Annotated in this window: 21 protein-coding genes and 1 pseudogene; 8 read left to right on the top strand and 14 right to left on the bottom strand. The window is 61.4% G+C overall.

The window, feature by feature from the left end; genetic code table 11:
* Positions 1-16 precede the first annotated feature (16 nt).
* From GGQ88_RS03875 to GGQ88_RS03855, 5 genes are read right to left on the bottom strand one after another with little or no spacing between them, the layout of a single operon-like run.
* Positions 17-2365, bottom strand: coding sequence for a TonB-dependent receptor (locus GGQ88_RS03875; RefSeq protein ID WP_246385418.1), 2349 nt, complete (start codon positions 2363-2365; stop codon positions 17-19).
* A gap of 21 nt (positions 2366-2386) precedes the next feature.
* On the bottom strand, positions 2387-3577 hold the full coding sequence (locus tag GGQ88_RS03870) for an MFS transporter (RefSeq protein ID WP_183611759.1): 1191 nt from the start codon (positions 3575-3577) through the stop codon (positions 2387-2389).
* Positions 3577-3978 carry a C-glycoside deglycosidase beta subunit domain-containing protein gene (locus tag GGQ88_RS03865; protein WP_183611964.1) on the bottom strand — a complete coding sequence of 134 codons (402 nt, stop codon included), beginning with the start codon at positions 3976-3978 and terminating at the stop codon, positions 3577-3579. Before GGQ88_RS03865 ends, GGQ88_RS03870 begins: the two co-directional genes overlap by 1 nt.
* A 2-nt stretch (positions 3979-3980) precedes the next feature.
* Positions 3981-4913, bottom strand: coding sequence for a sugar phosphate isomerase/epimerase family protein (locus GGQ88_RS03860; RefSeq protein WP_183611758.1), 933 nt, complete (start codon positions 4911-4913; stop codon positions 3981-3983).
* Positions 4910-6139, bottom strand: coding sequence for an FAD-dependent oxidoreductase (locus tag GGQ88_RS03855; RefSeq protein WP_183611757.1), 1230 nt, complete (start codon positions 6137-6139; stop codon positions 4910-4912). Before GGQ88_RS03855 ends, GGQ88_RS03860 begins: the two co-directional genes overlap by 4 nt.
* Positions 6140-6267: 128 nt before the next feature.
* On the opposite strand from GGQ88_RS03855, the gene GGQ88_RS03850 reads away from it, so the two are divergent.
* Entirely contained in the window at positions 6268-6873 is a 606-nt protein-coding gene (locus GGQ88_RS03850) for a TetR family transcriptional regulator (RefSeq protein WP_183611756.1), read from the top strand.
* A gap of 129 nt (positions 6874-7002) precedes the next feature.
* On the opposite strand, the gene GGQ88_RS03845 is transcribed toward GGQ88_RS03850, so the two are convergent.
* The 4 genes from GGQ88_RS03845 to GGQ88_RS03830 form a co-directional block, all read right to left on the bottom strand.
* Complete coding sequence (locus GGQ88_RS03845) at positions 7003-7569, bottom strand: hypothetical protein (protein WP_183611755.1); 567 nt, start codon at positions 7567-7569, stop codon at positions 7003-7005.
* A gap of 392 nt (positions 7570-7961) precedes the next feature.
* Positions 7962-9689: an amidohydrolase gene (locus GGQ88_RS03840; protein ID WP_183611754.1), complete on the bottom strand. Its 1728-nt coding sequence runs from the start codon at positions 9687-9689 to the stop codon at positions 7962-7964.
* An 11-nt stretch (positions 9690-9700) separates the two neighbouring features.
* Positions 9701-12070, bottom strand: coding sequence for a TonB-dependent receptor (locus tag GGQ88_RS03835; RefSeq protein WP_183611753.1), 2370 nt, complete (start codon positions 12068-12070; stop codon positions 9701-9703).
* A gap of 238 nt (positions 12071-12308) precedes the next feature.
* Positions 12309-12521 carry a hypothetical protein gene (locus GGQ88_RS03830; RefSeq protein WP_183611752.1) on the bottom strand — a complete coding sequence of 71 codons (213 nt, stop codon included), beginning with the start codon at positions 12519-12521 and terminating at the stop codon, positions 12309-12311.
* 60 nt (positions 12522-12581) lie between these two features.
* On the opposite strand from GGQ88_RS03830, the gene GGQ88_RS03825 reads away from it, so the two are divergent.
* Entirely contained in the window at positions 12582-13352 is a 771-nt protein-coding gene (locus GGQ88_RS03825; protein WP_183611751.1) for a helix-turn-helix transcriptional regulator, read from the top strand.
* 10 nt (positions 13353-13362) lie between these two features.
* On the opposite strand, the gene GGQ88_RS03820 is transcribed toward GGQ88_RS03825, so the two are convergent.
* Positions 13363-14163 carry an acetoacetate decarboxylase family protein gene (locus tag GGQ88_RS03820; protein WP_183611750.1) on the bottom strand — a complete coding sequence of 267 codons (801 nt, stop codon included), beginning with the start codon at positions 14161-14163 and terminating at the stop codon, positions 13363-13365.
* A gap of 130 nt (positions 14164-14293) precedes the next feature.
* Between GGQ88_RS03820 and GGQ88_RS03815 the strand changes: the two genes are divergently transcribed.
* The 4 genes and pseudogenes from GGQ88_RS03815 to GGQ88_RS21205 all read left to right on the top strand — a co-directional run.
* A complete protein-coding gene (locus GGQ88_RS03815) occupies positions 14294-15184 on the top strand; it encodes a fumarylacetoacetate hydrolase family protein (protein WP_183611749.1) in 891 nt (296 codons plus the stop codon).
* Positions 15185-15199: 15 nt separating this feature from the next.
* Positions 15200-16621, top strand: coding sequence for an aldehyde dehydrogenase family protein (locus GGQ88_RS03810; RefSeq protein ID WP_183611748.1), 1422 nt, complete (start codon positions 15200-15202; stop codon positions 16619-16621).
* 34 nt (positions 16622-16655) lie between these two features.
* The gene (locus GGQ88_RS03805; protein WP_183611747.1) at positions 16656-17708 is read left to right on the top strand and encodes an AraC family transcriptional regulator; all 1053 of its coding nucleotides are present in this window, start codon (positions 16656-16658) and stop codon (positions 17706-17708) included.
* A 51-nt stretch (positions 17709-17759) separates the two neighbouring features.
* Positions 17760-17968, top strand: a pseudogene (locus GGQ88_RS21205) (IS1595 family transposase); the annotation flags it as partial.
* Positions 17969-18377: 409 nt separating this feature from the next.
* On the opposite strand, the gene gabT reads toward GGQ88_RS21205, so the two are convergent.
* The 3 genes from gabT to GGQ88_RS03790 are packed head-to-tail and all read right to left on the bottom strand — an operon-like array spanning position 18378 to position 22300.
* Positions 18378-19676 carry a 4-aminobutyrate--2-oxoglutarate transaminase gene (gene gabT / locus GGQ88_RS03800; protein WP_183611746.1) on the bottom strand — a complete coding sequence of 433 codons (1299 nt, stop codon included), beginning with the start codon at positions 19674-19676 and terminating at the stop codon, positions 18378-18380.
* Complete coding sequence (locus tag GGQ88_RS03795) at positions 19673-21085, bottom strand: NAD-dependent succinate-semialdehyde dehydrogenase (protein ID WP_183611745.1); 1413 nt, start codon at positions 21083-21085, stop codon at positions 19673-19675. The genes gabT and GGQ88_RS03795 overlap by 4 nt, the downstream gene beginning before the upstream one ends.
* Before the next feature lie 27 nt (positions 21086-21112).
* Positions 21113-22300, bottom strand: a complete 1188-nt coding sequence (locus GGQ88_RS03790) for an MFS transporter (protein ID WP_183611744.1) — start codon at positions 22298-22300, stop codon at positions 21113-21115.
* Between the two features lie 268 nt (positions 22301-22568).
* Here GGQ88_RS03790 and qhpR point away from each other — a divergent pair, with 268 nt between their 5' ends.
* Together qhpR and GGQ88_RS03780 are read left to right on the top strand one after the other, a co-directional pair.
* Positions 22569-23600 carry an AraC-like transcriptional regulator QhpR gene (qhpR, locus tag GGQ88_RS03785; protein ID WP_183611743.1) on the top strand — a complete coding sequence of 344 codons (1032 nt, stop codon included), beginning with the start codon at positions 22569-22571 and terminating at the stop codon, positions 23598-23600.
* A 31-nt stretch (positions 23601-23631) separates the two neighbouring features.
* Positions 23632-24474, top strand: coding sequence for a type 1 glutamine amidotransferase (locus GGQ88_RS03780; RefSeq protein WP_183611742.1), 843 nt, complete (start codon positions 23632-23634; stop codon positions 24472-24474).
* A 60-nt stretch (positions 24475-24534) separates the two neighbouring features.
* Here the strand turns inward: GGQ88_RS03780 and GGQ88_RS03775 are convergent, their stop codons facing one another.
* Complete coding sequence (locus GGQ88_RS03775; protein ID WP_183611741.1) at positions 24535-25407, bottom strand: 3,4-dihydroxyphenylacetate 2,3-dioxygenase; 873 nt, start codon at positions 25405-25407, stop codon at positions 24535-24537.
* Positions 25408-25451: the final 44 nt, after the last annotated feature.

Genomic DNA, 25451 nt, shown 5'->3' with positions numbered 1-25451 from the left:
GCCCCACGTAGCTAAGTCAGAAGTTGAACCCGAAACGCAGGCCAAGGGTCCGCACCGAGTCGTAGCTCCAGCGCTGAACGTAAGTCAGTGCACCAGCATTGATGCCGTCGCCTGCCTCAACTTCGATCGAAACCGGTCGGATCTGGTTCGAGCAGTTCTTGCAGAACAGTGCGATATTCCAAGTGTCGCCCTTGAACCCGACATTGGCATCGATCGTGTTCCAGGTCGGGATAACCGTCGCAGGCGCATAGTCGGTCAGCAGAGGCGAACGATGATAGAAGCTACCACCGACCTGCAGGCTGGTGTCATCGGACAGCGGGATTTCGTAGTCGGCCGAAACTACTGAAGTAAACTTCGCCGATTGCGGCACGCGACGGCCTGACACGTCGAACGTGCCGTTGGCCGAACAACCGCTTTGACCGGGATAGCATTTACGACCCGGATAGCTGTCATACTTCGCGTCGAGCAGCGTGGCCGATGCCGACAAGGTCAGGCCGCTGAACGGCCGTGCCTGGATGTTCGCATCGATACCCTTGGTCGTCGCCTTTGCCGCATTCTGCAGGATCGCCGTCTGCAGCGCGGAATCGAACGACTGAACCTGCAGGTTGTCGAACTTGGTATAGAATGCCGACACGCTGATGTTCACCTTGCGGTCGAACAATGCCTGCTTGATGCCAACCTCGCCCCCACGCGAGATTTCCGGATCGACCGACAGGTCAGCGCCTCTTGCCGGCGATGCGTTGGAGAATCCGGGCCCCTTATAGCCATGGCCATAGAAGCCATAGATCAGCGTGGTGGGCGTTGCTTCCCAATCAGCACCAACCTTCCAGCTGAAATTGGTGTTCTTCACCCGACCGACCGACAGATTGTTCGGCACGCCGAGCGTGACAAAATACGGGTTTGTGTTCTCGAGCAGCGTCAGCGCCACATTGTCATGTGTCACACGCCCGCCAGCGGTGAGCTTCAGCGCCTCGGTTACGCGATAGCTGAACTGGCCGAATGCCGCGATGCTCTCGTTGGTGTTGCGCCCAGCATAATCCTGACCCAGGAAGAAGCGGTTGCTGACGCCACAGGCTGGTGGCGGTCCTGCAGTGACGGGCGCACCGACGCAGAACGGGAAACCGCCGCTGACGAAGGAGGGAAAGCCGTTGTTGCCGCCGCGCTGACCACCGAAATCGTTCGTCGAGCGGAAGTAATATCCACCGAACTGGCCACTGAGCACGTTGTTGGCCGGCAGCGCGATACGCAGTTCGTTCGAGAACTGCTCGTAATTGCTGAAGGCTGCGTTGCGGTTCAGGTAGTTCGACGTCGTGAAATCAGAATCGAACGTTTGATCTAGGTCGTATTTCTTAAACGCTGCGATGTTCGTGATTTCGATATCATTGGCCAGCGTGTAGGAAATCTTGGCCTGCAACCCTTTCGTCTCGAGATCGCGAAAATACTCGCCGTCAACGACCGACCGCAGGTTGCGCGGTCCGGGCGTCACGCCCGCGTCGGCCAGAAGTGCAGGATACTGGCTCCCCGCGCCGAGCGCGCGATAGGTATAATCGAACGTGCCCGAAATGCCCGAGAATTTGGCGTAGTCCGCGATGACATAGAGCGAGAGGTTGTCGGTAGGCTCGGTCAGAAGCTTGGCGCGGAACGCATATTCGCGGACATCGCTTTCCCCGCGGACCGGCGTTGTGCGCCGAATGTTGACGATGCTGTCTTGCTTGGCATAGCTGGCGTTGAGGCGAAGCGCCGTCTTTTCGCCGATCGGCAGGTTCAGGGTCGTACGCGAACGCACGCCCAGACCGTCATCGTCGTCACGATAGCGGCTCGTACCCTCGACATCGAAAGATGCACCCATCTCACCCAGGCGAGGAGCCGTGGTGGTGATGTTGACGACGCCGGCTGATGCGTTCTTGCCGAACAAAAGGCCTTGAGGGCCGTTCAGCACTTCCACCCGCTCGACATCGTAAAAACCAATGCTGGCGAAATAGCGGCTGCCGAGTACGACATCGTCAATTACCTGCGTGACGCTGGCTTCCACCGTATCGGCGAAGGTTGCCGTGCCGATGCCGCGGATCGAAAACTGGTTATCCTGTCCGACCTGCAGACTTGGCGCGAGCTTGGAGAGTGAGCGAAGGTCGTTGATGCCGGAGTCGGCCAGCGCTTCGGCGCCAATTACGGTCACGCTGACCGGCACCTTCATCACGTTTTCGCTGCGGCGCTGCGCAGTTACGATAATCTCGCCCGCATCGGCACCAGCCGCCTGATCACCCTGCGGCGTAGCCTCCTGCGCATAGGCAGGCACAGCGATGGAAAGCGCGGCAATCGACGCGCACGACAACAGCAACTTCGAAGATAGCATTGAACGGGTCATGATAACCTCCCCTTACGTTTGTTATTTGATCAACTTGGTCATGAATCGGGTTGAGAGACCGCCGACGATCGAAACGATGCCAAGGATCAGGAATGCATCACGCATCGAACCGGCGAGCAGCTGCGTCCCCGACACGAGCAGCGGGCTGACGAACTGCCCCAGGAAGAAGCAACCGCTCCAGATTCCCATGCCACGCCCGCGATGCTCGGCCGGCAAATGCGACACGGTCCACAGTACGAGCGCCGGGATCAGAATGCCGGCACCCAGCTGTTGTACGAAGGCGAAGGCGGTCATTGTCATGGCATCGCGGCTGAGGCCAATGCCGACCAGACCGATGCCGAGCAGGCTGAGGAAGATCAGCAGCTGCAGGTCCGACGAAAAGCGCCGCGAAACCCACTGAAACAGCAGCGCGCCCAGCACCACGCCGATGCTGGCGATCGAGATCAGCATGCCGACCTGCGCCGCCGAATTGACGCCGACTTCACCGAACGCCCGGCCCACCTGGACGATATAGACATAATAGAGCGCTGCCGCGAACAGCGTGAACGAGCAGCAGACCGCTACCTGCTTCCACGGGAACGGCGTGCTCGTCGCGTTCTGCGCAAGCGCCTCCGAGCGAACGTCCGGCTCGAACAGGAAGATCAGCATGAGCAGCGAGATCGGGAACGCTACGGCATAAACCGCGAACGGCAGTTGCCACGATTGAGCTGCAAGGAACCCGGCAAGGAAAACGGTGCCGGTGCCGAAGATCGGACCGATCACCCCCTGAAAGGTAAGCCAGCCACGCCGCTCATCATGCGAAAAATAGTCGCCGATCAGTGTATTCGTGACAGTTAAGATCGCTGCCTCGCAGATCCCGAGCACAAGGCGCGACGCGATCAGCGCTTCGATCGTATCGATGAACAGCGGCACCAGCCCGATGCAGCCATAGACCAGCGTGGCACAGATCAGCAGTTTTCGCCGACCGTGACGATCGACGATCCAGCCCATCAACGGAGAGAACAGCGCGATCATCAGCCCGGGCGCTGTGACCGCGAGCGGCACCAGCGTCGTTGCCCCGGGCACGTCCGCAAACGCAGCAATGATACTCGGCACGGCCGGCGCAAGCCCGACGATCGCGAGGATCGGCAGGAACGCCGCGAACATGACGGTAACGCCCTGTCCGATGCCCGCCCTGCGCACCGGACGGCCAGCCGAGATTGTAGCGGCCATTAAAGCACAATCGTCGCGTGACGGCTGTCCGGCACTGGGACGGGCCGGAACTGCGGAGGAAAATACGGATGCCGATAGAGAACGACGGTCTCGACCAGATGGACACCGGGCTCAAGGCCGCCGGGCTTGTCGATCAGCACGTCGACCGTCGTGCCAACCGGCCAGCGAACATCTATCAAGGTGTCCAGATCGGCGTGACCATATTCGCGCCCATCGATCAGGAAGCGGTTTTCCTGCGAAGGATAGCGTTCGCCATCCACCGTCACGTCGATGCCTTCGAGTAATGAGACACGCGTGCCGCGGTAATTGGGCTGACGCAAACGGACGCGAAAACCGGTCCGATTGCCTTCCGGGCCGATGTTGGAAAAGCCGCTGGTCTGAATGTGATTGCGCTCAAGCATAATCATGCCTCCACAGCGGCAGGTGCCGCATGCTGCTGGTCATATTCGCGTTCCAGTTTCCGGATCAGCGCGTGTTGTCGGCGCACCTGCTCGATAGCCACCCAAGGATCGCGCACGCCCTCATATTCGCTCGAAAGATAGCCGGTATAGCCGAGCGATTTCAGCATCGGGACGACCTTCTCCCATGGGATATTGTGATCGTGCAGATCTTCGTCGATGTGGTGGAACTTCGCCTGGATGAAGGGCGTGTAGTCGATCACTTCCGCCAGTTGCTCGACCGGCACCTTGATTCCGTCGAGAAAGCTCATCGCGCCACTGCGCAATTCGCGCATCTCGGGCGTTTCATGTTGCCAGGACGGCAGCGGCCGATCCTGGAAAATGCCGGTATCGATCAACAGACCGAAATGACGTGTGCCAGTACGCTGGATGAAGTCGATATAGGCTTCCACCACCGGATGCCGGATAGGCGTGGGGGCATGAATTTCCGGGATGATGGAGATGTCGAGCTTGGCCGCCAGATCCAGCACGCGCTCCGTAGCGCCTTCCCAAACCGGATGCGGCGTCAATTCATCGTCGATCACACCGAATTTCGGCCGAATGAACTTGAAGCCGAGCCGCTTGGCCAGGTTGAGGTCCAATGTCAGTTGAGCAGCGGCTTCCTCGACCCCGATGTCACGGCGCTTCTGGATGTCCGTGTCGATCCAGCACGCATAGTTGGTCGGCTCCAGCCGATATTTCTCGACTAGCGAAAACCAGCGATCGAGCCAGGCTGAACTCGGTTCGGGATAGCCCTCGACATGCGCCTCGCCCAAAATCTCGATACCTGTCGCCGACGCTTCGGCGACATGATAAAACGCGTCCTCTAGCCCCATTACGGTGCCGAAATCGTCGGTATAACTGTACAGCGAAACGCCGTATTTGAACGATCCGCTCATGCAGCGCTCGCCTTCTCTTTCATATGGGGTGGGACGTAAGGATCGGCATCCTCGATCTCGGCAAGCTGCGAGAGGATGTGCTTGGGCATCTCGTCGCCGACCATTTTCTGCAGGAACGGCGTGTGATCGAATACGAAATCGCGCACCGGACGCAGGGGTGCGGGCAGATGGTGGAACATCCGGCCGGTCCGATACGCCTCCTGCGAAACGCGCGAGGTATGCGGCTTGCGGCGGTCTTCATAACGCTGCAGCGCGCCAGACACGGCCGCATCGTCTGAAATATCGACTGCAGCAAGTTCGCGAGCCAGGAAATAGCCGTCCTCGATCGACATGCCCGCGCCATAGGCAGCGTAGGGCGAGGTCGGATGGGCGGCGTCGCCGACCAGCGTGATCCGCCCCTTCGACCATTGCGGTATTGGCGGGCGATCGCGGATCTCCCAGCGCTGCATATGCTCGACCGGCGTCGCCGCGATCAGGTCACGCACTTTCTGCGGGAAGCCTGCTGCACGTTCACGGCTAAAGCCGATGAGGTCGGCTGGCGGCGGGTCGGCCGGGTCACATGCTTCCAAGACCCACCATTCATAGCCCCATTTCCCGTCGTGACGGATCGGCGTGTAGCTGACCTGCGTCGTGCGGTTGTGGGACAGGACGCCGATGCCGTCGGGCGCATCATCCAGGAACAGGTAGCCGCCGACCAGGTGGAGATGCTGGTGCCGGATTGGCGCATCGCCCCACAGCGATTTGCGTACCGCCGAATTGATCCCGTCAGCCCCGATGACGACGTCCGCATCGAACGTCTCGCCATTGGCGAAGTCGAGCCGGACCGACCCGCCGAGATCTTCGATCGCCGTCAGGTTGTGGTCGAGACGGATCGTGCCCGGCGGCAATGCCGCCAACATGCGTTGGTACAGCCCCCAGCGCAGCAAGCCGATAAAGCCGCCGCCGAATTCACGCTCGACCTCGGGTGTAAGCTTGACCTCGGCGCGCTGGCGACCGTCCGCATTGTGAAAGAACACCTTGCACGGTGCGCCCAGATCGCGGGTATCGACACCGATCAGCTTCAGCACCTTCTGCGGCGGCGGCCACAGGTTCAAAATGTTGCCAGCCGCGCGGATCTCCGACGCGCGTTCAAAAATGGTGACGTCGAAGCCGACGCGAATCGCCGCGAGCGCTGCGGCCATTCCACCCGGGCCTGCGCCAATAACTGCGATTCGACGCCTAGACATCCGAACTCCTCACCCATTTCGCAACGCAATCTAATCTGCGCTTAGATTCCTTCTAAGCAGTGATTAGATCCTTGGCAATCGTCTTTTTTAGCTTTATCGAACCGGGCGACGAAACAGCGGGACGGCGCGTGGCCATACAAGCGAAAACCTACCATCGAGAGGACTTGCGCGGCGACTTGCTGCGTGCCGGACGCGCCTACATTGCCGAGCATGGGCATCATTCGCTTTCTGTGCGGACGCTCGCGCAGCTGGTCGGCGTATCGTCCGGGGCGCCCTATCATCACTTCAAGGATCGCCGGGCGTTGCTGCTCGCGCTCGCGTTGGATGGCTATGCCGAAATCACCCAAGCGGCGGCCGATGCCACGGCGACGGGTAACCCGAGGGAAAAGCTGATTTGCCTGGGCATGCAGTTCGTGGATTTCGCCACGCGAAGCCCGCAACTGCTTGAACTGATGTATGAGAGCGAACTGACAAGTCCAGCGCCGGACCCCGCGCTGGTCGTATTTCAGGATCTTGGCCATGAAACCCTGGTCGCGCCCGTCCGCGAAGCGCTTGCCGGCTTCGCGGAGGAGATCATCGAGGTCAGGGTCCTGGCGCTATGGTCAACCGTCTACGGGTTTGCGTCGCTACGCCGCAAACACATGATCCAGAAAGTCGAACCGCGCGACTTGCGCCGTGACGAAGTGACTCGACAGGTCGTCACCGTGGCGGTGGATGCCGCCCTGCAACGTTAGCCGCGCTACAAGCCTGTTAACGTCTGCGGCTTGTTTGCTCTCGACGTGCGCGCCTACGTGGCTAACCGCATTGGTACGCTGGCGGCTTTCCTACCAGACCAACTCCGCCCTCTGGGCATCGTCCATTTCTCAGGCGCAGCCCTCGACCCATGTCAGTTCGGGGAGGGTACCGACGTGGATCATGCTGACCTTTTCGTCGGTGTCGATCTCGAAATGGAGCCTTGGGTCGGCGCCTGGTTGGGTGAGATATTTGCCCGGCGCGGCGAGATATTTGTGCGGGCTCTCTTGGAAGCCGGGAAAGGTCGCGCGCACTTCAGCCTCGGTGGCTCCGGCGCTGATACCCTCGACAAGCGCGACGTTGGAGCCCTTTGAGACCGTGATCCGGCGGAGCTCGCCGTCGACGGTCATTGCAACGACCCCAGGGTAGTCGGGCGAAGAAAGCGTGCGGCAAGTCGAGCCGGGGATCTGCGCGCCGCGAGATGCAAAGCTGCTGCCCGAAGGGATTCGCTGGCCGATACGAAGCGCGCCCAGACCATCTAGGGTGAGGGTGTTGGCATCGGCGGCGGTTGCGGATGCCGAGGTCGCGGACTCAGCGGTCGAGGTTGGTGTGATGATCTTGTCCGCTGCCGGCTCCTCGGCTTCGGGCGAACAGGCGGCGAGAAGAGCCAATGGGATGAAGATCAGATAATTTTTCATATCACCCTAGCGTTTGGCCTTTGATCCGGTTCCCTTAGCCCCTTAGCCCCTTAGCCCCTTAGCCGCCTCTATGACCGCTATGCCAGCGATTGGCCTAACGCCGCCGCTGATCTGCGTGCCATGCGGAGGGCCGAGTCGTGAGCCGAGGAAATATTCTCCCACCCTGTACGCCTCCTCAACGGCTCGCCGACCTGACACAAGGTGCCGAAGGCGGACTTAGCTTTCTCATGGAATGTCTGCCCGTTTCCGCGAAACCAGCATCTCTGGTCGGTCATGTCGTCAGCGCGAAAAGACGCTCAGGAAGTCGTCACCAACATCCTGAGCGTCTTGGAAAGCACCCCTGGCAATACTGCCAAAAAGATCAGAGTGTTAGAGGCTGCTTGGGCATCCAGTCATGAGGGCTGCTTGGCGGCGTAGACCTTTTCGCCCTCGATATACGTCTCCAGAACGCGGGTCTTGTGGATTTCTGTCGTGGGCACCTTGAAGGGGTTGCGTTCGACAACGATGAAATCGGCCTTCATGCCCGATTCGAGGCTGCCAAAAAGCTGGCGCTGGCCAAGATAGCGTGCGCCATTTTCAGTGAAGATGCGCATGGCCTGTTCCAGCGTAATCTTCTGCCCCTCTCCCAAAGTCTCGGCGCTTCCGCCTGGCACCTGGCGCGTAACCATGGTTTCGATGGCGATCCACGGGTTCACCGATGGAACGACGGACCAGTCAGACCCTGCAACGACGAGAGCATCGGTTTCAACCGCATCGCGGATCGGGATCCACCGCTTCATGCGCTCATCGCCAATCACGCCGCGAATGTCCTTTGCCGCAATCGGGGTCGGGTACCAGATGTACGGGGAGAATTCCCAGATCATGTGAAGGTCACGGACCCGCTTGACATCCTCGATGGCAACGAAGCTGTTGTGGCCCACATCATGCGAGGGGCCGCCCCATCCATTGGTCTTGCGCGCATAGGCCACGGAATCGATGGCCTCGCGTACGGCGGCATCGCCAACTGCATGGAATTTCACGGTAAGACCCATGCGGTCAAAGTTTGCGATGGCCGGGTTGAGCAGCTCCGGCTTGATCATCGGCAGGCCGCGGGTCGGCGCGTCGCCGTGTCCGTGAACCAGATAAGGATCAAGCATGAAGGCCGTGCGGCTCTCGGTGGGAACGCCGTCGAGCACGACTTTCACGCAGTCGAGGTGGAACCGATCGGTCGAATAGGCGGCGCGGCTGTCGATCAATGCCATACCATTAGCGGCCGGAGCATCGCCGGCCAGCGGGGTCCAACGCATGCATCCACGAACCCGCTGCTTGAGCATGCCCGAGGCGGAAAGCTCGGACATTGCGCCTACATCGGCAGCGGTGATGCCAGCATCGGCAAATGCCGTGATGCCATAGGATAGCATCTGGCCGCTAGACAGCGTCAACGCGGCTTTGAGCTGATCGCGAGACGGCGCCGGAATGACCGCGTTGATCAATCTCGCAGCAGTCTCACGCAGCAGGCCGGTTGGTTCGCCCTTGGCATCACGATCAATCACGCCGCCCGCCGGATCGGCAGTCTTTGCGGTAATTCCCGCAAGCTTCAATGCTGCGCTGTTCACCCACAAGCTGTGATGGGACTCATCGATCAGCGCGACGGGATTGTTGGGTGCGATACGGTCGAGAAAGGCCTTGTTCTGCTCGCCGCTTTTGAACCCGGCCGCTACCCAGTTGCCACCGGTGATCCATTCGCCCGGCTTTGCACGCACGGTGCAGCCGCGCACGGCCTCGGCAATCGCTTTTGCCGGCGATCCCGGAGTGATGCGACAGGCGAACTGTTCAAGCCCCGCAAATGTCACGTGGACATGACTGTCGACGAGCCCGGGAAGAACGGCGCTCCCCTTGAGATCCACGCGCCGGGTAGCAGGCCCTGCCAGCTTCTCGATGTCCGCGGTGCTACCGACCGCGATGATCACGCCTTTGCGCAGCGCCATCGATTTTGCCCAACCCGTCGGGGTGTAGATGTCTCCGTCAGTCAACACGACGTCGGCCTGGTTCGCATCTTGCGCGCCCGCCACACCTGGCGCGCCCAGAGCAAGCAGAAGCGCTGCCAACGAAGATGTATTTCGCCACATGTTAGCTGCCATTGTCTTACTCCTTAGTAGCGGACCGTTGCGGTCAGCCCGATGGTGCGGGGGCGCAAAGTTGCATTGCGATAAAGCGTCGAGAAACCGACATCGCGCTGGCGCAGCAGCAGCGGCGTTTCGTTCGTGACGTTGTTGGCGAAAACGGCCAGTTCGACGAGGTTGAAGCGGACACCAGCGCGCAGATTCAGATTGTTCACTTCCACAGGTGCCGGAATGGTCAGATCGGCAACGCCATTGGCCGGATTGAGACCGGGCGTAACCGCCCGCTGACGCGAGAGATGCTGAAGATCGGCACGCACGTAGGCATCGTTCTCACCCACCGCGAAGTCGTATTGGGCATTCAGCACGATCTGCCACGGATTGAGGGGAATATCGTCGCCTTCGGTGACGAGGTTCCGCGCCGCATTCGGCCCTCCCTTGACGGTCTGCGTGAACTCGGCGTTGGTGTAGCCGATCGATCCACCCAAGGTCAGTCCCTTGGCTGCCTTGAGCTGGAACTGCACGTCAAAGCCCTTGCTGCGGGCCTTTCCAAGGTTCTGCGTGAAGTTGAATTCGCAGGCGTTGAGGTTCACTTGTTGCTGGATGTTGCTCCAGTCGATCAGGAAGGCGCTGCTTTCGATCGTCAGGGCACGGCCGAAAAGCTTGTTCTTGGAACCGACTTCGTAGCTCCAGACCGAGTCCGAACCGAATTGCTGCGGACGATCCGAAAGGCCAAGCGCCCCCAGCGCCGTTCCCGGAACCGGCGCGCTCGAAACGCCGCAGGGTAGGCCGATTGCAGGGTTGTAGCCGCCGATGCGGAACCCCTTGGAAGCACTGGCGTAGAGCAGGTTATCATCATCGGCCTGCCAGGAGATCCCGAACTTCGGCGTGACCGGGGTTTCACTTTGACCACCGCTATCGTTTACGTCCGGGCCAACCACGGGGCCGGAGAACTGCGCGTTGGTGTCGAACTTGGTATAGGCCACACGGACACCGGCAGTGAGTTTGAGCTGCTCGGTCAGGTTGTAATCCACCTGTCCAAAGCCAGCGAGCTGCTCATCGGTGGACACGGCCTTGTCCAGCACGAAAGTATACTTCCCGTCGACCAGACCCCGGCCGAACGCCACCACGAACGGCACACGGTTCACAGCTTCGAACAAGTCCGGCAGGAACGTGTCCTGGACGAACTGCTGGGCCGTCTGGCGATTATTGGCATAGAAGCCACCGATCACCCAGCGCAGCGGGCTGTCGCTGTAGTTCGACTGCAGCCGGATTTCCTGCGTGAAGTTTGACTGCTTGTTGAACTGGAACGCTGGCGCAAACATACCGGCGGGGAAGAAGGCATTACGCGTCCACAGAGCGGATTCGAAGACGGTGTAGTCGTTCTGGGCCTTCTGGTTGCGGTGGAAATAGGAGGTGTTCGAAACCAACGATACATCGCCGAATTCGGCTTCGATTTTCAGCGCTGGCAGCACGAACCGGTCACGGTTCCAGTTTGCCACGGCATTGCCGTTGTTGAACCTGCCCTTCTTCGCGTCGGAAAGCACTTCCCAATAAGTGCCGGCATCGTTGTTCCAGGTTTCCTGGAAATAGACCGACGGCGTGATCGTGAGCGAATCGGACGCCTTCCATGCGAGGGCTGCCGAAGCGACCTTCGTATCCTGCCAGTTCGAATTCTTGTCGGCGACAACACCGGTGCGGTAGTCGACACGATCGATATAGCCGCCATCACGCCGGTAGTAACCGCTCAGCCGCGCGGCCAGCTTGTCTTTGACAAGCGGCACGCTGACCGCGGCACCTGCTTCGAAGCTCGTGTCGCCACTCTTCGTGGCTGCCAGTTCGCTCCGGGAATAGACCTTGAGCTCGTCGAAATCGGCCGTCGGCGTGATGAAACGGACGGTGCCGCCCTCGGACCCTGCGCCAAACAAGGTGCCTTGCGGGCCGCGCAGGATTTCCACGCGCTGAAGGTCGAAAACCGCAGGGAACGGTGTGTAGGCGCTGAAGCCGACGCTGCGTATCTGGATCGGCGTTTCGTCGATGTAGATGCCGGTCGTCGCAGACCCAGCGGTGGACGAAATGCCACGGATCGAAATGTTCGCCGCACCGGCATTGCGCTGATCGCCTCGGGAAAAGGTCACGCCCGGCGTCAATCGCGCCACATCGTCAACCTGACGCACGCCTTGCTGGTCCAGCTTTTCCTGGCTGTATGCCGCGACACTCAATGCGACCTTGGAAATCGTTTCAGACTGGCGCGTTGCGGTAACGACGATCTCATCGCTGAGCGGCTCGGCTTCCTGCGCAAAGCCAACCTCGGACAGGGAGCAGGATGCGGTACTTGCAAGAAGAACGGCAAGGAGCCGCGCTTGGCGCGGGCTTACGTTGAGATTACTTGTATAAAGCATGATGTCCCCCAGCTGGTGCGGTGCCCTGACTCCGGCCAGGCCTTCGCCACCGGTTGAAGGGGGGATATCGCAGCTCATCGAACCGTGGCATCATCCACCTGGATGATATTGCCCACCCCTTTGGGGCAGGTCATGGAAGTTGGCCGCAAATGACAATACGATGACGCCAATCAGATGTGAGCCTCTTCGCATGGCTGAAACGTCGACTGAAATTATACAGAATATTTACCGCTGCGCCTCAGCGCCCGAGCAGTGGCCACGCGCGCTCGATGCAATTTCGGCCAACCTGAACGCGGCCGGTGTGATCATGCAAGTGGCCGAACGCAGCGGGCAGCGCTTGCGGACGCACTGGATGGCCTGCAACAGCAGCGCCCAGGCCGGAGGCTTCGCTGCCAAGGTAGACGATTCCAGCAATCCCCGCATGTTCACCCGCTTCAGCCCACCGGTTCAAGGAGTAGCTTTTTTCAGGGATTCACAACACCTTGACCTATCATCCCCCGATGTGCGGCGGATGCATCGGGTTGAGGCTGATCTGGGCTATCATCGCTTCATCGGCGCTCGAATCGAGCTGGATGCGCGCCGGACGCTGCTCGTGGCGCTCTATGGTTCCAGCCTGTCCGAATTCGACCCGCAAACTGATACGCTTCTGGCAGACACTCTTCCCCACCTGGCGCAATCGCTGACGCTGGGTGAAGATTTCAGCGAAATGGCGCAGTTGCAGCAGTTGTGCGGCGGCGCTCTGGATGCGGTGGCTTTTGGACTGGTGATCTGCACGCCCGAAGGAATGGTCCGGTTTGCCAACCGCGCCGCCACCAAGGCGATGGACGGATCACACCTCCTCATCGCAGGCGACTTGCTCCACGTTGAAAATCGCCAGGACAGAGTGCGCCTCGACCAGCTGCTCGCAGGCTCCAGCGGACCGAAAACCATGACGATGCGCTTCGGCTTGGGTGATCGCGCGCTCGATGTCGTCGCATTCTCTGACCAGAAACTGGCCGGCGCACGCATCCTGCTCGTCTCGCGGCCCAGCGCACTCCACTCGATGTCTTACGATGCGCTTTGCCAGATCTATGGCATGACGCCCGCCGAGGCCGCGTTGGCCACCGCTTTGGCAACGGGCCAGAGCATCGCCGAATTTGCCGAGAACCGTGGTGTTTCGATCTCCACTGTCCGCACACAGATGCGGCAGGTGCTGGCCAAGACCGGAACCAAGGGCCAGCCCGATCTGGTCCGGCAGATTTGGACGTCAGCGATTGCGGCGTGCTATCGGCTGACGTCCTGAATCCTCGCGGTCAAAGGTTGTCGCGCCACAAGGTCGTGCCCGCTTTCCACGACACGCCAACTTCGTGCCAGTATCCCGCGATCTTTTCCTGCGGGGCAATGTCGAGCAATTCTTCGACGGGACTGTCGAAGTAGGCCAGATCGAAGTCGCCCTTGAAGCAGCGCCCGAAATCGACATCGAAGCTCGACATCGTCACGACCTCGTTCAGGCTTTGCGTGCCGTCGGTCTCGATCGCGGGCATCCAGCGATTGTGCGCCATCGGATGTCCGTTGACGAAGCCGGGCTTTTCGCACGCCTCGGCAATGGTAAAGCGCCCTTCGGCAAGGCGCCGGTCGAACGCGGCGAGAGTCACGCCAAAAGTGCCGCCGGGCGCAAGGCGCGGCCCCGCCTTGCCCACATTGACCGGACGGCTCATCTGGATCGAACCAAGCTTCTTGGGGTAGCCCTGATGTTGCCCACGCAGCATCGCGAATTCCTTGTCCACCCAGATGTAGACGCAGCGCGAATAAGTCTTGCCCTGGAACTTGCAGCGCACGACGATGAACATTTCCTTGTACTGCACGCGCACGGGATCGAGCAGCTGTGCCGGATCATCACCGGTCGATTGCCAGTCAGCCCAGATCGCGGCAACGGCACCGGGGTCTTCATCGGCCAGATCGAACCCTTCGGGCAGAAGCGCGGCGACCTTGGCGGGGTCGGTCCGGTATTCCAGCGTGATCAGCTCGCCCGAATAGTGCCACGGCACAGGCGGCACGATGCTGGCCTTCCCGGTCGGCGTGCGGGGGTAGAACAGGCCCTTCAGTTCGGTCATGGAAACCTCGGAAAATTGCAATCCACCGCGTTCTAGCGACCTGCCCGGGCCTAGCTTGGCCGCAACGGCCAAAGCCGTAGCAGGCGCAGCGCGCTACAACTGGACCAGAGATTCCAAGAAGGGCCAGTCCATGACCACCGAATACCGCCGCATCCTGCTCGATGGCTATCCAATTCTCACCACCCGCCATGGCGACGAGCTGGTCACCAAGGATGGCCGTAGCATCGGCGTGGACGATGCGGTGCATCTTGCCCCGTGCAATCCTTCGAAGATCATCTGCGTCCACCTGAACTACCACAGCCGCGTGCAGGAGTTCATCACCAAGCTGCCGCCCGCGCCCACCTATTTCCACAAGCCTGTCACTGCGCTCAACACACACAAGGGCGCCGTCGTGCGGCCCGAGCGTTGCAACTGGCTGAACTATGAAGGCGAAATCGCCATCGTGATCGGCAAGACCTGCCGCAACATCTCGCCGGGCGAAGCAGGTGACTACATCCTCGGCTATGCCGTCTCGAACGACTACGGCCTGCACGATTTTCGCGATACCGATGCGGGATCGATGTTGCGCGTCAAAGGCTCGGACACGCTGTGCCCGATCGGTCCCGGCCTCGTCACCGGCTGGGATTTCCGCGACAAGATGATCCGCACGTATGTGAACGGCGTCCTCAAGCAGGAAGATACGACCGCGAACATGGAATGGGACATGCACTATCTGGTGGCCGATATCGCGCGGACCATCACGCTGGAGCCGGGCGACGTGCTCCTTTCAGGCACGCCTGCCAACAGCCGCCCGGTGCAGATCGGCGATGTGGTGGAGGTTGAGGTCGAAGGCCTTGGTCGCCTGTCCAACACCATCGTCTACGGCCCCACCCCGATCCGCGACGATTGTGGCGCGCAGCCGACCGCAAGCGAGGAAGTGATCTCCACCGCGATGGGCGGCGATTGGGAGTTCCGCGGCAAGCGTGCTGCTGGCGGCCAGGGTGCTGCGTTCTACGAATCCGCGCTCGACGACAAGAAGTAGGGAAGGGACCGGACAATGGCTGACGCAACGCGGTTCTATATCGATGGCGCTTGGGTAGCGCCGACGGGCAGCGCACGGGCAGACATCGTCAACCCGGCGAACCGCGCGGTGGTGGGGCAGGTGGCCCTGGGCGGTCCAGCCGATGCCGAAGCAGGCATTGCCGCCGCCAAGACCGCCTTTCCGGCCTGGTCCGCCACAAGCCGAGAGGAGCGGCTGGCCTACCTCGAAGCGATCAATGCCGCGCTGATTGCTCGTGCAGACGAAATCGGCGATGCGATCATGGCCGAAATGGGCGCACCCATTGGCCTTGCGCGCGGCGCGCAGGCAGGCTCCGGCCCGCAGCATTTTGCCGAAGTGATCCAATTGCTGCGCGACTACGCGTTTGAAACGCCGCTTGGCTCCACGCTGCTGCAGCGCGAGGCGATTGGCGTGTGCGTGCTGATCACGCCGTGGAACTGGCCGATGAACCAGATCGCCACCAAGGTCGCCCCCGCGCTTGCCGCCGGGTGCACGATGGTTCTCAAGCCCAGCGAGGTCGCCCCGCTCGATGCTGCCATCCTGGCCGAAATCATCGACTCCGTTGGCCTGCCAAAGGGCGTGTTCAACCTCGTTCACGGCGCAGGTCCTCAAATCGGCAATGCCCTGACCGGCCATCCCGATGTCGACATGGTCAGCTTCACCGGATCGACCCGCGCAGGGATCGCCATTTCCACCAATGCTGCCCCCACGATCAAGCGCGTCGCGCTCGAACTCGGCGGCAAGAGCGCGAACATCATCCTGCCGGATGCAGATTTCGCCAAGGCCATCCCCGCCAGCGTGCGCGGCTGCATGCTCAACACCGGGCAAAGCTGCAACGCCCCCACCCGACTGCTCGTCCCGCGCGACAGACTGGCCGAAGTCGAAGCGCTGGCCAGCGCTGCAGCGGCCGCCATCCGCGTGGGTTTGCCTGCCGACAACCCCGATATCGGCCCCGTCGCCAATGCTGCGCAGCATGGACGTGTCGTCACGTTGATCGATCAGGCCTGCGCCCAAGGCACGCAGCTCCTGTGCGGCGGGTCCACCCCGCCCGCCGGGCTGGAACATGGCCTGTTCGTGGCGCCCACGATTTTCACCGATGTCGCCCCCGATGCCATAATCGCGCGCGAGGAAGTGTTCGGCCCGGTCCTGGCTATCATCCCCTATGACAGCGTGGATCAGGCAATAGAGATCGCCAACGACAGCCCCTACGGCCTGTCGGGCTATGTCTGGGGTGCCGACAAGGGCAGCGCCCGCGCCGTCGCACGCCGCCTGCGCACGGGCATGGTCCACCTCAACGGCGCCGGGCTGGACAGTGCCGCACCGTTCGGTGGCTACAAGATGTCCGGCAACGGCCGCGAATGGGGCCGCTTCGGGTTGGAGGAATTCCTCGAAATCAAATCGATCTATGGTGGGGCCTGACGCCACGCTTCGCATGCGCTAGTCTGGAGCGGCGATGCACAGCCCGACCATCTCTGCACAATTCCTGCGCCATGTGGCCAATTGTGTCGAGCTGACCGGTCGCAACCCTGCCCCACTGCTGGCAGAGCTGGGAATTGCCAAAGCAGACCTCGATGATCCCGATGGCCTGATCCCGCTCGCCGCGTTTCTTTCATTCTTCGAAAGCGCCGCGCTGCTGGTCCGCAATCCGCATTTCGGCCTCCACGCCGGGCGGCTTGCCGGGTCGGACAGCCTTGGCCCCTTAAGCTTCCTGTTCCTCAGCGCTCCCACTCTTGGCACGGCCTTCGGCAGCTTTACCCGCTATCTTGCGCTGATGCAGCAGGCCTCGCACCCGTCATTCAGTGTCGGCGAGCGCTGGGCGACGTTCGAATACATGGTGCAGGACCAGCGCCTGATCGCGCGGCGGCAGGACGCGGAATATTCCATCGGCGCCATGTTCAGCCTCGCCCGCCAGTTCAGCGGCGGCACGCTCGAACTGCGCGAGGTGCGCTTCGAACACGAGCGCGTTGGCGATTACGCGCGCTACCGCGAATACTTCGGTTGCGATGTCTTCTTCGAACAGGCCACCAACGCGATCTCGTTTGACAGCACACTGCTCGAGACGCGGGGCAAAGTCCTCAGCCCGGCGCTCCATCCGATCATCGAAGATCACTTGCGCCGGCTTGAACCAATCGGCGAAATGCAAGGCTTGGGTTTTGCAGACAAGGTGCGGACGATCATCAGCACCGCCATGCTCGACCAGCCGCCACTGGCAACCGCCGTGGCCAGACAACTCGATTGCTCGCTCGCCACGCTCAACCGCCGCCTGACCGACGACGGCACAAGCTGGCGCGTGCTCCTGGCCGAACACCGGATGGACGCAGCAACCCGCCTGCTACGTGACAGCAACCGCGATATCAGCGCCATTGCGCTGGCGCTGGGCTTTTCCGAAAGTGCGGCCTTCGTCCGCAGCTTTACCCGCCATTTCGGCACACCGCCGGGGCGATACCGGCGCCGGATAAAAAATGGCGCTGCGATCGGTGAGGAAAGCAGCGCCAGTTCAGGGTAGAATATTCAGCGGCCTACCATTTGACCGTGGCGCTCACGCCGTAGGTCGCAGGGCGCGGTGAAGCATGGTGCGAAGAAATACGCCTACTACGATTACGGCTCGGGCGGGACGTTCCACGTAAACACAGTGGAAGGCTTCTGGAAGCTGTTCAAGGCAACTCATGTAAGCATATGCAGCGCTATCTGGACGAGTTCACTTTCCGCGCGACGAACCGGAACCGCGTAAATGGGATGTTTGATCTTCTCGTTGGGGCGCTGTGACGCGCCCTGCCGTTGCATCAAATTGAGAGCGATCAGCGGGACCAATACCATCGGCTTCGGAAGCCAACCATGCGCGTGTGAGAAACTTTCCCTTCACTGCTTTTTGCTCTTGAGCTTGGTAACTTCCAAATGAAGTCACAAGGCTTCCGATGTAGATTAGAAGCAAGCAAGCCAGCCAACGCTGTGCCTGCGGTTATTACCTCACCAGACGCACCAACACCGTTCATCAGCCCCTCCACCAAACTCTTTTTGTATGGTGAGGGATCAACTTAGAATTTTCAACCTATGCACTTCGTCGGCTGGCTACACGCGTCAATGGGATAAACGGCTTTTTGTGTTCCTGATGCTTGCAAGGATGCTTGTCCGATCTCCGATACGCTTGCCCAATCCGGCCAATCACCCGATCAGATCACGCCGGAAGTACGCGCCTCAGCACTACTTCCAGCTTGTCCAGTGCCTCATCCAGCAGCGCATTGGGCATTGTCAGCGCAGGCAGGAACCGCACCACGTTGCCACGCAACCCGCACGACAGCAGCAGCAGCCCCTCGTTCGCACCTTCCTGCACGATCGCCCGCGTGGCTTCGGGATTGGGACGATTGGCATCGCCATCGTGCACCAGTTCCAGCGCGATCATCGCCCCGGGGCCGCGCACATCGCCAATCGCCGACATCCCGCCGTCCTTGAGCGCACGCAGCCGCGCCTTGATCCGGTCACCGATTTCCACGGCCCGCGCGCACAAGTCTTCCTCGGCAATCACTTCAAGCACGGCAAGGCCTGCCGCGCAGCCGAGCGGCGATCCGCCATAAGTGCCGCCCAGCCCGCCGACATCAGGCGCATCCATGATGTCGGCCCGGCCCATCACGCCCGAGATCGGAAAGCCGCCTGCCATCGCCTTGGCAATCGTCATCAGATCGGGCTTCACCCCGGTTGCCTCATTCACCCAGTCCATCGCGAACATGCGGCCCGTGCGGGCAAAGCCTGCCTGCACTTCATCGGCGATCAGCAGGATGCCATGGCGGTCGCAGATCTCGCGCAGCGCTGTGAAGAAGGCATAGGACGCATTGTAGAACCCGCCTTCGCCCAGCACCGGCTCCAGTACGATGGCCGCCACCGCCGATGGCTCTATCGACGATGCGAACAGCGCCTCGATCCCGGCAATCGCCTGGTCTTCGGAAAATCCGTGATAGGGGATCGGAAAGCGGGTGTGGAAGACATCGCCCGGCATCGGCCCGAACTTTGCCTTGTAGGGCAGGACCTTGCCCGTCATCGCCAGCGTCAGCAGCGTGCGGCCATGATACCCACCCTGAAACGTGATGATCCCGCGCCGCCCGGTGTGGGCGCGTGCGATCTTCACCGCGTTCTCCAGCGCCTCGGCCCCGGTCGTGAAGAAGATCGATTTCACCGGCCCTTCGATTGGCGCAATCGCATTCAGCTTTTCGGCCAATTCGATGTAATTCTCGTAAGGCGTGACCTGGAACGAGCAGTGCGAGAACGCGTCAAGCTGCCGTTGCACTGCTGCAATCACCCGTGGATGGCCGTGCCCGGTGTTGCACACGGCAATCCCGGTCGCAAAGTCGATATACCGCTTGCCCTCGGCGTCATAAGCTTCGGCATTGTCCCCGCGCGCAAAGAAGCGCTGGTGCATGGAGCCTACTCCGCGCGGGACGGCAGCTTCACGACGCGTCCAGAGTTCAGCATTCGTGGTCATCGGTCGATGCCTCCCATCAGGCAGTATTTGAGTTCCAGATATTCATCGAGGCCATGGCGCGATCCTTCGCGACCAAGGCCGGAGTGCTTGATCCCGCCGAACGGGGCGACTTCGGTGGAAATGATCCCGTCGTTGACGCCGACCATCCCGTATTCCAGCGCTTCCATCACCCGCCAGATCCGCCCCATGTCGCGGGCGTAGAAATAGGCCGCGAGGCCGTAAGGCGTGTCATTGGCAATGCGGATGGCCTCGGCCTCGTCGGCAAAGCGGATCACGGCCACCACGGGGCCGAAAATCTCGGACGATGTCACTGCCATCTCCGGCGTCACACCGGTCAGGATCGTCGGCTCGAAAAAGCCCGCACCGGCTTCGGCACGCGCACCACCGGCCAGCACCGTGGCCCCGGCCGCACAGGCATCGGCCACCAGCGCTTCGACCTTTTCGACCGCAGCCTGATTGATCAAAGGCCCAATCGTGGTGCCCGGCTCCGCGCCATTGCCGATCACCAGCGCTGCAACGCGCTCCTCCACCTTGCGAACAAAGGCATCGTGGATGGAATCCTGCACCAATATGCGGTTGGCGCAGACACAGGTCTGTCCCGAATTGCGAAATTTCGATGCCATCAGCCCACCGACCGCGGCATCCAGATCGGCATCGTCGAACACGATGAACGGCGCATTCCCACCCAGTTCCAGGCTCAACCGGGTGATATTGGTCGCGGCCTGCTGCATCAGCTTGCGGCCCACGCCGGTCGATCCGGTAAAGCTCAGCTTGCGCACCAGCGGGTGGTTGCAGAACAGCGCCCCGGTCGCCACCGGGTCCAGCGTCGGCACCACGCGGAACAGATCTTCGGGCACGCCCGCCCGGTGCGCCAGCGTTTCGAGCGCCAGCGCCGCAAGCGGCGTTGCCTCTGCCGGTTTTACCACCATGGCGCAGCCTGCTGCCAGTGCCGGGGCTACCTTGCGGGTGATCATTGCCACCGGAAAGTTCCACGGCGTGATGCCCGCACACGTGCCCACCCCCTGCTTGATGGTCAGGACGCGCTTGCCGGGGGCGAATGTCGGGATCGTCTCGCCATAGGCGCGCTTGCCCTCTTCGGCGAACCATTCGATGAACGCCGCGCCATAGGCCACTTCGCCCCGCGCCTCGGCCAGCGGCTTGCCGCTTTCGGCGGTGACCAGTGCGGCCAATTCGTCCTGATGGGCGATCATCAAATCATGCCAGCGGCGCAGGACTTGCGCACGATCCTTTGCCGTCCGTGCCGCCCAGGCCGGGCGCACGCTGTCGGCGCGCTCAATGATCCGGGCAATTTCTTCCGTGCCATAGGCTTTGATCGTGGCAAGCGTATCGTCTGTGGCGGGATTGGCCACAGACAGGCCACCTCCCGCGTCAAGCGTTGCAAAAAGCATGTTTGATCCGTGTAGTCAGATGGAATTCTATGTGGCCGCCAACAGCGTCCGGTGCTGGCGGATCGGAATCTGCAGCAGCGCAAAGCTGGCAATGAACAGCGCGATGCACAGGCCCAGCACCGCGCCATAGCCAGTGCCATCGATCAGCCGCCCGGCGATCAGCGGACCTCCGCCCAGCCCGGTCATCTGCATGGCTATCGCCAGCGACATCATCCGCCCGCTGGTATCGAAATCGCAGATGCGCCCGAGGATGAAGGGCAGCACGAAGTTCCACAGAAAGTTGAAGCCGCAAACGCCCAGTGTGAACAGCATCAGCGAAGGCTTGCCCAGCAGCAGCGCAATACTGGCCGCGCCCACCAGAATGCCAAAGGCAATCGCCGCATTGCGATTAAGCTTGCTGGCCAGAAACACCGAAGCCAGCGCGCCTGCAATGGCAACGACTTGCGACAGGAACAGGCTGTCTGCCACTTGCTGTTCGCCAAGCCCTGCGCCCACGCCAACCAGAAACAGCACAGCCCACGCAATGCCTTGCGCCAGATTATAGGCAAGCACGCCGGCCAGCGCCACGCCCAGCAATGAGCGCGAAAGCTGCCGCACTTCGGGATTTTCCATGATGTCTTCCACAAAGCTGCGCGGCACCTGCGGAATCGTGATCACGGCAAGCGCAGAGGCGACCGCAAAAGCCGCGAACAGCCCGGGGAAGCCGACTGCGTCGAGGATCGCGGGCAATTGCCACAGCGTAAACGCCCCATATGTCAGCAGCAGCACCAGATAGAGCGCCACGTTGCGTTCGGTCCGCCGTGTCACGCCAACGAACGTAAAGCTGATCGAAATGATCGCCCCTTCGCCAAGCCCTGCCACGAAGCGCGAGACGGCGAAAGCTCCGCCGTCTGTCAAAGCAGAACCAGCATTGCCGATGACGGCGGCCAGCAGACCCGCTGCAACGACATGACGCCAGTCCACACGTCCCCCAAACAGGGCGAGCGCAATGGTGGCCAGGGCCACACCCAGCATCTCCACCCCGGCCAGATCGACAGCCGACGCTTCGCTCATCCCAAGTTCGGTAACGAATCCCTGCACGATTCCCGGCTGGATGATGAACGACAGCACGCCGATCGTACCCAGCACGATGGCGCTTGTTACGGCTTTCCAGCCATTCACATCTGTGGCGCCAGGAGCAGCAGCCTCATGTCCGGCAACGTTGGCATGCACCATCAAAGCAAAGCACCCCACACGCCGGTATCCACCTTCGCTCAAGGTTCGGCTCGGCCACAGAATTCCACGCATCGTGACGGGCTGCTTGGCAGGAGCGGTCAATGCGCAGGCCCGACCAACCTTTTCCGCCCATGATGAATGAGGATAATTTCTGACGAATTCTATCAATATTCGCAACATGCGAATCGATAGGCTCAACGTTCAACGAGAATGTCTGTTTCTGACCCGAACCTTCGAGTTCGGGCAGGCAGCACCGGGGAGAAAAACTATGTCGCATGCAAGAGTGCGCACCGCTGCGCTGGATGGTTGGGCAGGTCTTCTGGCCGACAAGTCCTCTACCGCAATGTCGCTTCCGTCCCCTGCCTATCGGCGGGATCCGGTCCCGTCTGGCAACCCCATGCCGACCGCTGCCAATTCGATGCCGCTTGTCGATTTCGTGCGCTTTTCCGAAGACGTGGTGCGGCAGACCCGCGATGTGGCGATCCCTTGGCTTGCAGGGGTTCACTACGATCTCGCCTCGCTCGGCCCGATCGGCACGGCCATCAATTCCGCTGGAAAAGTCGGCACGGCGCTGCGGCGCATGGTCGATTACTTCGCGCTGCTGCAGGATTGCACCGACATCCGGCTTGAGCGCGAGGATGACATGGCCTCGGTCAGCTATCGCATTCTCGATCCCGATATCTGGCCGCGCCATCACGACGCCATGTTCTCGCTCGGCATCATCGGGCAGATCATTCGGCGCGGCACGCGCGGGGCTTGGGAGAAGGTCGAATTCGCATTCGAGGCGGAAAGCCACGAGATGCGCGGCGACATCGGCAAAGTCCTGCGCGCATCGTGCACCTTTGGCGCCGACAGCAACCAAATCCGCTTCCCCGCGCAGATGCTCGATCTGGCATTGCCGCCAACGCAGGGGCCGCAGGCCGATCTTCGGCAGCTTTCGAACGAAATGGTCGCGCAGCGGCGCAATACCTCGCTGGTCGAACGGCTGGCCCAGGTGGTGTACCGCGATCTCAACACCCAAGGGATCGAACAGGAACGCATCGCACGCGAGATCGGCATGTCGAGCCGCACCATGCGTCGGAAGCTGGCCGAAGAAGGCAGCTCGTTTCAGCAAGTGCTGGACGAATGCCGAATGCGGCAGGCGGTGTTCGAATTCCGCACCCGACCGGACCTGTCGATCGCGCAGATCGCACTTCGGCTGGGCTATGCCGAACACAGCAACTTCACGCGCGCGTTCCACCGCTGGAGCGGCGCTTCCCCGCAGGCCTGGCGTGCCAACCTGGCCAGCACCGCACATTGATTTTTGACTCATTGAAGCAGAGACCGATCCCATGACCCGATTGCTGCTGCTCGAAGGCAATACCGCCGACAAGCGCGCCCGCGCGCGCGATCTTGGCGTGCGCAATTCGAGTGAGATCTACGCGCTGGCCATCGCCGCGCACTTTCCCGCATTCGAACTCGACGTGCTGAACGGCGCGGACCCGGGCGAGGCCATCCCACAGGGCCGCACCTGGGCCGATTACGATGGCTTCGTCATCACCGGTTCCTCGCTCCATGCCTATGACACGGACTTTGCCGTCACTAACCAGATTGCGCTTGTCGCGCAGGCAGCGGAACATGGCCTGCCGATCTTCGGATCGTGCTGGGGTTTGCAGATCGCGGCGGTGGCGGCAGGCGGCGAGGTCGGCCTCAGCCCGCGCGGACGCGAAGTGGGCTTTGCGCGCAAGATTGCGCTGAATGCGCAAGGCCGCGCGCATCCGATGTTTGCGGGCAAGCAGGCGGTGTTCGATGCGCCATGCATTCACTATGACGAAGTCGTGCGCCTGCCCGAAAATGCCACGCTGCTCGCCTCGAACAACCACAGCGGGGTGCAGGCCGCCGTCATCCCGCTGGGCCGCAGCGAGGTCTGGGCGGTGCAGTATCATCCTGAATTCGACCTCGGCCAGATCGTCCAGCTCTACACACTTTATGAAAGCGATATGGTGGCGCAGGGGTTCTTTGCCGATGCTGCCGACCTTGTCGCCTATCGCACGAAGCTGGCCGCGCTTGCCGCCGATGGCAGTCGCACCGACCTTGCCTGGCAGCTTGGCGTGGACGAGGATCTGACCGACGAAAAGGTGCGCCGCGCCGAGATCATTTCATGGATCGAAGCCTGCGTTCTGAAGCGCACCTAGCTGAACCGAGGCTCACGTTAGGCGTTGGGAAGGGGGCAGAAGCGCCCCCTTCTTTATCGGTTAATTCCACCCTTCGGCAGGCTTGTCGAACCACACGTGGACCTGGCTGGTGCCCGTGGCATTTTCGTAATCCGAAAACTGCCGTCCCTTCGCCTTCCAGTCGCGCCCGCCGCATGCCGCCGCCATCATCAGGTAGTGTCCGAAGCGCGCCTCGGGCGCATGGCGCAAGTATTCGGGCATGGAATCGATCACGGCGGCGTGGTTGCCCTCGGCGAACCAGCGCAGACGCTCAAGATCAGCCTCGCGTGCTTCGGGGCTGGAAATGTGAATGGGATCGGAAGATTCGTGCAGCGGGATCTGCTTGAGCGGCCAGAAGCGGTGGCTCATCGATCCGCTGGCGATAATCACCACGCGCTTGTCGGATTCACGGATCGCGCGGCCGATGCCCTCGCCCACCGTCAGAAAATCCTCAGGCTCGCCCGAATAGGCGTGGCTGACCGAGAGCCATTCCTCTTCGCCCTGCAAGAAGGTGCTAAGGTTTACAGTGGGATAGTGGATAGGCAGCCACGGGTCATCGATCGCCGTGGTGCGCACCCCGGCCTGCGTTGCGCGTTCGGCAATGGCGTGGGCGAGCGCGGGCGATCCTTTGATGTCATAGGGAATCTGCTTCATCCCGCGCGGCAGTTCGTCAGATGTGAACAGCCCCGCCCGCCGGCTGTGCGCGGTCACGCAGAATTCGACGATGGTGAACCAGTGCGTGTCCAGCAGCACGATGGTATCGGGCTTCAGCACATCGAGCACTTCGCTTTTCAGCCGGTGGAGCCCCGGAACAAGGCTGATTTCCTTGCCTTTGTTCAGTTCGTAGCGATCTTCCTTCGACATCATGATCGTTGGCGCGTGTGCGACGATGCCGGCTGCGATGATCTCGCCCATCTGGGCCTCCCTGTACTGCGGTTGCAGCCGTTCTGTTAGGCGCA

Source organism: Novosphingobium hassiacum, assembly GCF_014196055.1.
Lineage (GTDB): Bacteria > Pseudomonadota > Alphaproteobacteria > Sphingomonadales > Sphingomonadaceae > Novosphingobium > Novosphingobium hassiacum.
Note: the sequence above shows the minus strand (reverse complement) of the source record. Positions and strands in the feature narration are given on the sequence as shown.